9 protein-coding genes are annotated in these 9,766 nt (G+C 43.9%); all 9 read left to right on the top strand.

The window, feature by feature from the left end; translation table 11 throughout:
- Nucleotides 1-188 (top strand): hypothetical protein (locus tag ACTQ50_RS09485; RefSeq protein WP_441483984.1); only part of this gene is annotated, 188 nt, incomplete at its 5' end.
- Nucleotides 163-333 carry a hypothetical protein gene (locus ACTQ50_RS09480; RefSeq protein ID WP_441483983.1) on the top strand — a complete coding sequence of 57 codons (171 nt, stop codon included), beginning with the start codon at nt 163-165 and terminating at the stop codon, nt 331-333. The genes ACTQ50_RS09485 and ACTQ50_RS09480, both read left to right, overlap by 26 nt.
- Nucleotides 318-2,159: a DUF2194 domain-containing protein gene (locus tag ACTQ50_RS09475; RefSeq protein WP_441483982.1), complete on the top strand. Its 1,842-nt coding sequence runs from the start codon at nt 318-320 to the stop codon at nt 2,157-2,159. The genes ACTQ50_RS09480 and ACTQ50_RS09475 overlap by 16 nt, the downstream gene beginning before the upstream one ends.
- Before the next feature lie 84 nt (nt 2,160-2,243).
- Entirely contained in the window at nt 2,244-3,668 is a 1,425-nt protein-coding gene (pelF, locus tag ACTQ50_RS09470) for a GT4 family glycosyltransferase PelF (RefSeq protein WP_441483981.1), read from the top strand.
- A complete protein-coding gene (pelG, locus tag ACTQ50_RS09465) occupies nt 3,649-5,118 on the top strand; it encodes an exopolysaccharide Pel transporter PelG (protein ID WP_441483980.1) in 1,470 nt (489 codons plus the stop codon). The genes pelF and pelG overlap by 20 nt, the downstream gene beginning before the upstream one ends.
- Complete coding sequence (locus tag ACTQ50_RS09460; RefSeq protein ID WP_441483979.1) at nt 5,105-6,910, top strand: CotH kinase family protein; 1,806 nt, start codon at nt 5,105-5,107, stop codon at nt 6,908-6,910. The genes pelG and ACTQ50_RS09460 overlap by 14 nt, the downstream gene beginning before the upstream one ends.
- The gene (locus ACTQ50_RS09455; RefSeq protein WP_441483978.1) at nt 6,900-7,628 is read left to right on the top strand and encodes a polyphosphate polymerase domain-containing protein; all 729 of its coding nucleotides are present in this window, start codon (nt 6,900-6,902) and stop codon (nt 7,626-7,628) included. Before ACTQ50_RS09460 ends, ACTQ50_RS09455 begins: the two co-directional genes overlap by 11 nt.
- Before the next feature lie 97 nt (nt 7,629-7,725).
- Entirely contained in the window at nt 7,726-8,397 is a 672-nt protein-coding gene (locus tag ACTQ50_RS09450) for a DUF4956 domain-containing protein (RefSeq protein WP_441483977.1), read from the top strand.
- On the top strand, nt 8,394-9,764 hold the full coding sequence (locus ACTQ50_RS09445; protein ID WP_441483976.1) for a DUF4832 domain-containing protein: 1,371 nt from the start codon (nt 8,394-8,396) through the stop codon (nt 9,762-9,764). The genes ACTQ50_RS09450 and ACTQ50_RS09445 overlap by 4 nt, the downstream gene beginning before the upstream one ends.
- Nucleotides 9,765-9,766: the final 2 nt, after the last annotated feature.

The raw sequence follows: 9,766 nt of genomic DNA, 5'->3' as shown, positions 1-9,766 counted from the left end.
TAAAGAATTATAGAAAAATGTCCGCCAGAAATTTAAATAAAAGTCTCTGGCGGACAGAAATTCCGTCTGATTCCGGGCAAAAAATACCGGATGGTTTTGGACAAAACCGGTCGTCAGTAACAACAAGGCGACTTTGCACTGGCTGGGAAGACGCTGAAAATAATGGATCAGAACTGGCACAGAAGTGAAGAATACTGGATCTGGAAAATCAGATATCTGGCAGCACAGAAAATGGGAAGGGAAATAGAAGAAAGTTTAAAAGCTTTAAAAGAGGAACACATTTATCTTTCCTCAAAGGGAAAGGAGGCACTGGAATTTTGGCTGATTGGATAAAAAAGATGAGAAATTTTCAATTTAAAGGAATTCTGGTGATCCTGGTTTGTTTTTTGCTCATAGGGGCAATTCTGTTTGCGGAACGTTCCGGCTTGTCCTATCAGGAAAGAAAAAAAGAATTAAGTTATCTGGATGCAGAGGAACTGGCTACAGAAAAGGATGCAGTGAAGGCTTTAAAACCCACCTGCCTTGTCCTTATGGACACAAATCAGGAGAACAGTACCATAGCATGGACACAGTTTGAGCAGATCTTTTTGGATATGAAAGTGGGGGTGGATCTGGTAGATATAAGCAGCGGGGAAATGCCAGGGAATCTGTCTGGATATGAGACAGTGGTGGTTCTTTTAAGCGATTTGAACCCTTTGAAAGAAGGTGTTTTAAAAATCACTGACTGGGTAAAAGCAGGCGGCAGTGCCATGTTTGCCCTTACCCTCCAAAAGGATACTTATGTATCGGTTATCGAGCAGAAGCTTGGAATCGCATCTTCAGGCTATACAGATGCTATGGTGAACAGCATTTATTTTGACAAGGATTTTCTTATCGGAGGAGGACAGGCCTATGAGATCACAGATGGCTACGAATCTGCATGGGCTGTGGAATTAACCCAGCGCGCAAAGGTATATGCCTGGGCGGATGACCCTTCAGGAGTTCCCCTGATCTGGGAGAACGATTATGGGAAAGGAAAATTTGTAGTAGATAATTTTGGATTATGTGAAAAGGCCTGCAGAGGATTTTTTGCCGCGTCCTACAGCCTTTTGACTGATGTGGGGGTATATCCGGTGATCAATGGCTCCGTTTTTTATCTGGATGATTTTCCATCCCCTGTCCCCAGCGGAGATGGAACCTATGTAAAAAGGGATTATGGCACCAGCATTGCAGATTTCTATACCAATATCTGGTGGCCGGATATGATCGCCCTTGCAGCAAAGCACAATGTGAAATATACAGGGGTTATGATTGAAAATTATGAGGATGACACGGATGGAGAAACCCAGCGCCAGGAAGATGTACAGCGGTTCCAGTATTTTGGAAATATGATCCTGCATCAGGGGGGAGAGCTGGGCTATCACGGCTATAATCATCAGCCTTTGAGCCTGCCCAACACAGATTATGGAGATTTGCTTCCTTATAATACCTGGACGAGTCTTTCGGCTATGGAAAAAGCAATGAAGGAGCTGATGAACTTTGGAAAGGAAATGTTTCCGGAGACGGAAATGTCTGTTTACGTTCCGCCTTCGAATGTGCTGTCAGAAGAAGGAAGGGCATTGCTTGGTTCCATGTATCCCCAGCTCCGCACCATTGCAAGCAACTATTTCTCAGGTGAATTTGCCTATGTACAGGAATTTGAGGTGGCGGAGGATGGAATTGTGGAACAGCCACGTATTATTTCTGGTGCCATCATTGATGATTATATGCAGATGGCAGCTCTGTCAGAGCTGAATATGCATTTTGTAAATACACATTTTATGCATCCGGATGACCTTCTGGACGAGGACAGGGGTGCAGCCCTTGGCTGGGAAAAGCTGAAACAGCGTCTGGATGAGTATATGACCTGGATGAACGAGGCAGCGCCGGCACTTCGAAATCTTACAGGCTCTGAGCTATCCGGGGCTATTGAAAGATATGGTGCCCTGACAGTGGAGAAAGACATTACAGATAGTGAAGTGCATCTTCATCTGGGAAATTTTTACGATCAGGCATATCTGATGGTGAGAATGAATAAAGGAACTCCGGTGCGTGTGACTGGTGGGGACTTGACGCAGGCTGCGGGGAATCTGTATCTGCTGAGCGCAGACCAGGAAGATGTGTACATTGAATTTAAATAAGTATGATGCCAGCTGTGTCAGAAGGTCTTTTACCACTGGTAACATAAACATATGTATTAAAAATGCAGATAAAAGGAGAAAACAGTGAGAATCTGTCTGGTTTTGGAAGGATGTTATCCTTATGTATTTGGCGGTGTTTCTACGTGGATGCACCAGTATATGAAACAGATGCAGGAGCATGAATTTGTGCTCTGGGTCATTGGGGCAAGTGCAGAAAAAAGAGGGAAATTTGTCTATGAACTTCCGAAAAATGTTGTAGAGGTTCATGAGGTTTTTCTGGATGATGCCCTCCGGGTGAAAGAAAAGGGAAAAATGTCCCATATTTTTTCCGAAAAAGAATTAGAAAGCCTGAGCGAACTGATGCAGATGGGAAGACCGGACTGGGAGACGCTGTTTTCCTTATATCATGATAAACATTTAAATCCCATGGCTTTTTTAAAAAGTGAGACCTTTCTGGATCTTCTTATAAAAATCTGTAAGGAACAGTATCCATACATTGCCTTTGCAGACGCTTTTCATACTATGCGCTCCATGCTTCTGCCAGTATTGTATCTTATGGGAAGCGAAGTACCAGAAGCGGATGTGTATCATGCCATATGTACTGGGTATGGCGGGCTTCTGGCATGCCTGGGTGGTTATGTGTACAAAAAGGATGTTCTTCTTACAGAACATGGAATTTATACAAGGGAGAGAGAAGAGGAAATCATCCGTGCCAGGTGGGTGGTTCCGTCCTTTAAGAAACAGTGGATCGCCTTTTTTTATATGCTGTCAGATATGATCTACCAGAGGGCATTTCGTGTGACCTGTCTTTTTACAAATGCAATGCGCACTCAGATCCAGATGGGCTGTGCACCTGGAAAGTGCCGGGTTATCGAAAATGGGATCGATTATGACAGGCTGTCCGGAATCCCCTTGAAAGAAGAGAATGGCTGGGTGGATATTGGAGCGGTGGTAAGGCTTGCTCCCATCAAAGATATCAAGACCATGATCTACGCTTTTTTTGAACTGTCAGCACATGTAAAAAATGTACGTCTTCACATTATGGGAGGGGTTGATGATGAAGAATATGCACAGGAATGTTATGAGCTGGTGAAACAGCTGAAGCTGGAAAATATTATTTTTACAGGTCGTGTGGATATTGTAAAATATATGGAAAAACTGGATTTTACCATCCTTACCAGTATTTCAGAAGGACAGCCCCTGTCTGTGCTGGAATCCTTTGCTGCAAGACGTCCCTGCGTTACCACAGATGTAGGCTGCTGCCGGGAACTTTTGGAAGGAAAGGAAGAGGATGTGTATGGAAAGGCTGGTTATTATGTGGCACCTATGTACCGGGATGGTCTGGCTCTTGCCATGGAGAAAATGTGTGAATCCAGAAACAGGCGGCTTCGTATGGGCCAAAATGGTCAGGACCGAGTAAAGGCTTATTACAGACAGGAGCGGATGATCCGTCTGTACCGGGAACTATATGAAGAGGTGATACAAAAGAATGGCTGGAATCGGATTTGAACTAAAAAAACTATTTAACAGACAAGGGCTGTTTGCTTCTTTCAGAGCTTACGGATATGCGGGAGTGGTATGTACCGGGCCAATGCTTCTTGGAATCGTGCTGCTTCTTGGCGTCATGTATCTTTGTGATAAAACAGGAGGCAGCAGGCATAGCCGGGAACTTCTGGTGTGTATGATCACGTATACTCTTTTGTTTTCCCTGACAGTTACTAGTTTTCTGTCTATGGTAGTTACCAGGTTTATTGCAGATATGCTGTATGAGGAAGAATATGACAAGGTATTGCCTTCTTTCTGGGGGTCTGCCGGAATTATGCTGGTGGCTGGTGGAATCTTGTACGGGATTTTCCTTATTTTTTCCGGTGCAGGACTTATAGACGGATTGTTGTGTCTGTGGCTATTCGGAGAGCTGATCGTTACCTGGAATGCAATGAGCTATCTTACTGCGATCAAAGACTACAGAGGAATCATGTTATCCTTTACAGCTGCCATTGTGATCACGTTTATATCCGGGTGGGTGCTGCTGATGTTTGGAATTCCACACGTAGAAGCACTTCTGACTGCAGTTGCCATCGGATACGGTGTAATGCTTTTGTGGGACGTGATCCTTTTATACCAGTATTTTCCACAGGGGGAAAAGGGCGCCTTCCTTTTTCTGAGATGGGTGGATCAGTTTCTGCCTCTTGCGTTTACAGGGCTTTTTATCAATATTGGGTTGTTTGCCCATCTGGTGATCATGTGGATCGGTCCGCTTCAGGTACAGGTGCAAGGCTTGTTTGTAGGTGCGCCTTACCACGATGTGCCAGCCCTTGTAGCATTTCTTACGATTTTGGTAACAACGGTAAACTTTGTGGTTTCTGTGGAAGTAAATTTTTATCCCAAATATAAAAATTACTACAGTTTATTCAATGATAAAGGTGCTGTGGGGGACATTACCCAGGCTGGTGAGGAAATGCTAAAGGTATTGAATGTGGAGCTAAAATATACTGCCCTGAAACAGCTTCTTGCTACAGCACTTGCTATTTCCCTGGGGGGAGTGGTTCTGGAGTATCTGCCGCTTGGGTTTAATGACCTTATGGAAGGGTATTTTAGAACGCTCTGTGTGGGATATGGCATTTATGCTGTGGCTAATACAATGCTCCTGCTGCTTTTATATTTTACAGATTACAAGGGGGCAATTGCGGCTTCCGGATGCTTTGCTGGAGGAACTGTGATATTTACAGTGACCTCCCTGTCTTATCCAAAGGTTTATTTTGGCTTTGGATTTCTCGCTGGCAGTGCAATGTTCTTTCTGATCGCAGCCTTTCGGCTGGATTATTACACAAAGCGCCTGCCCTATTACATTTTGAGTGTACAGCCGGTTGTGGCACGGGAAAAAAGAGGGATGTTTTCCAGACTTGGTTATTTCCTCAGTGAAAAACTGGAAAGGAGTCAGAACAGTGAAAAAATATAGAAAGCTTGCAGGTATTCTTGCTGGAAGCATGCTCCTGTCTTTATTCGCAGGCTGTATAGGAGCCAGGGAGAAAGTGCAGGAAGAAAAGAATGAGAGTACAGATGCAGAAGAAAAAGAGACATCTGAAGAATCCCGGAATATAAAAAAGGCAGACACCCAGGATATTGACCAGGTTCATATAAGGGATAAAGACAGCCTTTATGAGAATGATGCGGATACCAGTGTGGTTACCATGTATCTCACTGTTTCAAAGGGAAATTCTTCAGAAAACACAGATCATACATGGGAAGAGATCAACAGCTATTCCGCTTATGATTATGAGGAGATGGGAGTAGAACGGTATCAGGCAGCAGCTCTTTTACAGGTAGGGGATGAGAACGGTCCTACAGAAGGAATGGTAGGGTATGGTGAAAGCGTTCCAAATGCCACGGTACAGATCCGTGGACAGACTTCAAGCCGAAATGCCCAGAAAAACTATAAGATCGAACTGAAGAAAAATAAAGGAACCTGGCGGGGCCAGAGAACGATTAATCTGAACAAGCATATGACAGAAGGAATGCGATTCCGAAACAAGCTTGCGTATGACCTGCTGAAGGGTATTCCGCAGCTGATCAGCATGAGAACCCAGTTTGTACATTTGTATGTAAAAGATACTACAGATGGTTCTGCTGACAGTGAATTTGAGGATTATGGCCTGTATACCCAGGTGGAGCAATTCAATAAAACCGGAATGAAGAACCATGGACTGGATTCCAATGGACAGCTGTATAAAATAAATTATTTTGAATTTTACAGAAATGAAGACGTGATAAAGCTTCAGAGTGATCCAACCTATGACAGTACTGCTTTTGAGGAGCTTTTGGAAACAAAAGGGAATACAGATAACAGCAAGCTGATCCAAATGCTGGATGCGGTGAATGACTATAGTATCCCTATTGATACAATTCTGGAAGACTATTTTGATGAGGAGAATCTCACATACTGGATGGGCTTTCAGATACTGATGGGAAATGTGGATACCCAGAACCGGAATATGTATCTGTACAGTCCTCTGAATTCGGATACCTGGTATTTTATCCCCTGGGATAACGATGGGTGTCTGATGCGGTCAGAATATGATGTGACAGGCTTTAGCGATCACAAAAGCTGGGAATCGGGCATCAGCAACTACTGGGGAAATGTATTATTCCAGAGATGCCTGAAATCAGATCATTTCCGGCAAAAGCTGGATGAAGCAATCCTGGATCTGAAGGAATATCTCAGCGAAGAGAGACTGGGCACCATGATCGAAAATTATAAGACTGTGGTGAAGTCCTATCTTTATGAGATGCCAGATGCGTTTTATGCACCCCTTACCAGCGAACAGTATGATGAAATTGCTGCTGCACTTCCAGAAGAAATAGAACAAAATTATCAGTTGTATGTAGAGAGCCTTAATAAGCCTATGCCGTTTTATATTGGTATTCCTGAGGCTGATGGGGAGGAAATGAAAATAACATGGGATCCTTCGTATTCCTTTGATGCAGAGGATATTACTTATTCAGTGGAGGTAGCAAGGGATTATCTGTTTCAGGATGTGATCGCTTCACAGGAGGGACTTCAGATCCCAGAGACCAGGGTTTCCCTTCCGGAAGCTGGCCAGTATTTTATCCGTGTGTGTGCTGTCAATGAAGAAGGAAATACACAGGATGCCTTTGATTATTATGTTACAGATGAAGGAAAGCATTATGGTATGAAATGTATCTATGTAACAGAAGACGGACAGATCGAGGAAGATATTTATGAGGAATAAAAGCAAGGAAGCATTTCGAAATGAATGGAAGTATCTGATCAGTACCAGTGAAAAAGAAATGCTCACCCTCAGGCTGAAGCCATTTCTGCAGCCAGACCCCCATGCAGGAGAAAGGGGATATTTTATCCGGAGCCTGTATTTCGATGATTACTGGAACAGTGCCTATGAGGAAAAAGAAGCAGGTGTTCTTAAGAGAAAAAAATACAGGATCCGGCTTTATAACAATAATGACAAATTTATAAAGCTGGAACGAAAAAAGAAATTTGGCAGCTATATTTACAAGGAGAGTGCACCGCTAACAAGAGAAGAAGTTGAGAAAATCCTGAAGGGGGACTATGAGTTCCTTTTGCACAGTCCCCACTCCCTGTGCCGGGAATTTTACATAGAATGTACCTGCAATATGATGCGGCCAAGGACCATTGTGGATTACGACCGGATCCCCTGGATCCTGGATGCAGGAACGGTGAGGATCACCTTTGATTCAGATGTGAGAGCGGCCATTGGCAGTTACGATATTTTTGATCCGGCACTGTCTGCGCTGTCCGTGTTGGAACCTGGAAAACTAATTATGGAAGTGAAGTTTACAGAAATGCTTCCCCAGCTTTTGCGTGATGTTCTGCCGCCTCCTGCAGCGGAATTTACAGCGGTTTCCAAATATGTACTCTGTTATGAGAAGACCAGGTATATGAATGGATTCGGGTACTGGTATGAGACATAAGAGGGAATGACCTTTGTGTCAGGAAGAAAAAAATCTGGCACTGGTAATAAAATAGAAAAACAAATGATTCAAACGAAACAAAAGGGAGGAAACAGGCATGAGTGTAAAAGATGTAATAAAGAAGTCTGTATTGGAGTCAGGTGCATTTACCCAATATAATATTCCAGGGATTATAGAGGCTTTAGCTGCAGCCCTATTTCTGGGTGCGCTGATCTATCTGGTATACCGGAAGTTTTACGCAGGAGTTGTTTTTTCAAGGACATTTGCCGTTACCCTGGTGGGAATGACAGTGCTTACCTGTATGGTAACCCTGGCAATTAGTACAAACGTAGTGATTTCCCTTGGTATGGTAGGAGCCCTGTCCATTGTCCGTTTCCGTACAGCGATTAAGGATCCTATGGATCTTTTGTATCTGTTCTGGGCGATCACCACAGGGATCACAGCGGGAGCGGGAATGTATGTCCTGGCACTTCTGGCGGCTGCGATCATGATCCTGATGATCGTATTGTTTTACCACAAACAGCAGAGGGGGAAAATCTATATTGCAGTGATCCATTACACAGGAGATCAAGCTGGAGACGAGGTGATCCGATGCTTTGGAAAAAGAAAATACTTTATCAAATCCAAGACAATGCGAAAAGAAAAAACAGAGATGGCCGTAGAGTTATACTGCAGGCAAAATGACATGGACTTTATGGAAAAAATCCGCAGTATAGAAAATGTAGAGGATGTAACCCTGATTCAGTATAATGGAGAATATCACGGATGAAAAAAGTTCTGGCAGCAATGCTGATGATTCTGATTGTCGTTCTGGCAGCTGGCGCAGGCTACTGGTGGTGGTCTTCCAGAAATGAAAATAAAAAGCAGTTTCAGAAATCCCAGGAGGTTTTTGGAAATCCGCTTATGGGATATGCACCAAGTGCCTGGCACGAGGAAGTGTCAGAAGACATTTCCCTTTTGTATATGGATATTACCTGGGCTGAGTTAGAACCAGAAGAAGGCGTTTATGACTGGAAGGCCATAGAAGAGGAAAACCAGACAAAGAGATGGAGAGAAGAAGGAAAGCATCTGATCCTGCGTTTTGTCTGTGACATTCCTGGTGATGAGAAACATATGGATATCCCCCAGTGGCTGTATGAAAAGACAGGGGAAGACGGAACCTGGTATGACGGTGAATATGGAAAAGGCTATTCCCCGGATTACAACAATGAAATTTTTATAGAAGAGCATGAGAAGGCGGTCAAAGCTCTTGGAGAGCACTTTGGAAAGGATGAACTGATCAGTTATATTGAACTGGGCAGTCTTGGACATTGGGGAGAATGGCATGTAAATTACAGTGAGGGAATGACGAGAATTCCCAGGGAGGCGGTAAGAAACCAGTATGTCATGCCCTGGCTGGAGGCTTTCCCGGGGGCTGCCATGCTTATGAGAAGGCCATTTCGTATTGCAGAAGATTATGGAATGGGGTTGTATAACGATATGGCTGGATACCAGGAGTCCACACAGGAATGGCTGACCTGGATTGAAGAAGGGGGAGATTATGGACAGGCAGAAGAGGAAGATGCGCTGAAGGCGATGCCGGATTTTTGGAAGACAGCTCCTTCAGGAGGTGAGTTTACCAGCTCGGTTTCCATGGAACAGATGCTGGTAACAGATCTGGATCAGACCGTGGAGCTGATCCGGAAATCCCACACCACTTTTTTAGGACCGAAATATGCAGATGTCCAGTATAAAGAGGGATATGAGAAGGTGCTTTCGAATATGGGGTACCGTTTGTGGATTTCAGAGGCTGTCTGGAAAAATGAGGGACAAAAGGATTGTCTGCGGCTGACCTGGAATAATGATGGTGTTGCCCCGTTTTATCAAAACTGGCCGGTATATCTGTATCTGGAGGATCCATCTGGAAAGCTGGAAGAAAAGGCAGCGGTGAATATGCTTCTTTCTTCTGTTTTGCCTGAAACACAGCTTATTACGAAGAACGTATTTGAAACCAAAGATGTCCCGGCACTTTTGGGGAATGGATATACGCTGGCTGTTGGAATTGAAGATCCTATGACAGAAAAACCAGGCGTCAGACTGGCGATGGACTGTATTTACCAGGATGGTAAAAATGTGCTGTGGAAAATTGAAAAATGAAA

Origin of the sequence: Blautia sp. Sow4_E7 (assembly GCF_052116245.1) — a bacterium.
GTDB lineage: Bacteria > Bacillota > Clostridia > Lachnospirales > Lachnospiraceae > Blautia_A.
This window is presented reverse-complemented; position numbering and strand designations above follow the sequence as displayed.

What these genes read in the sequence shown, in the direction of transcription:
- ACTQ50_RS09480 (WP_441483983.1), top strand. Translation starts at nt 163, where the DNA reads ATGGATCAGAACTGGCACAGAAGTGAAGAATACTGGATCTGGAAAATC.
- pelG (WP_441483980.1), top strand. Translation starts at nt 3,649, where the DNA reads ATGGCTGGAATCGGATTTGAACTAAAAAAACTATTTAACAGACAAGGG.
- ACTQ50_RS09455 (WP_441483978.1), top strand. Translation starts at nt 6,900, where the DNA reads ATGAGGAATAAAAGCAAGGAAGCATTTCGAAATGAATGGAAGTATCTG.
- ACTQ50_RS09450 (WP_441483977.1), top strand. Translation starts at nt 7,726, where the DNA reads ATGAGTGTAAAAGATGTAATAAAGAAGTCTGTATTGGAGTCAGGTGCA.
- ACTQ50_RS09445 (WP_441483976.1), top strand. Translation starts at nt 8,394, where the DNA reads ATGAAAAAAGTTCTGGCAGCAATGCTGATGATTCTGATTGTCGTTCTG.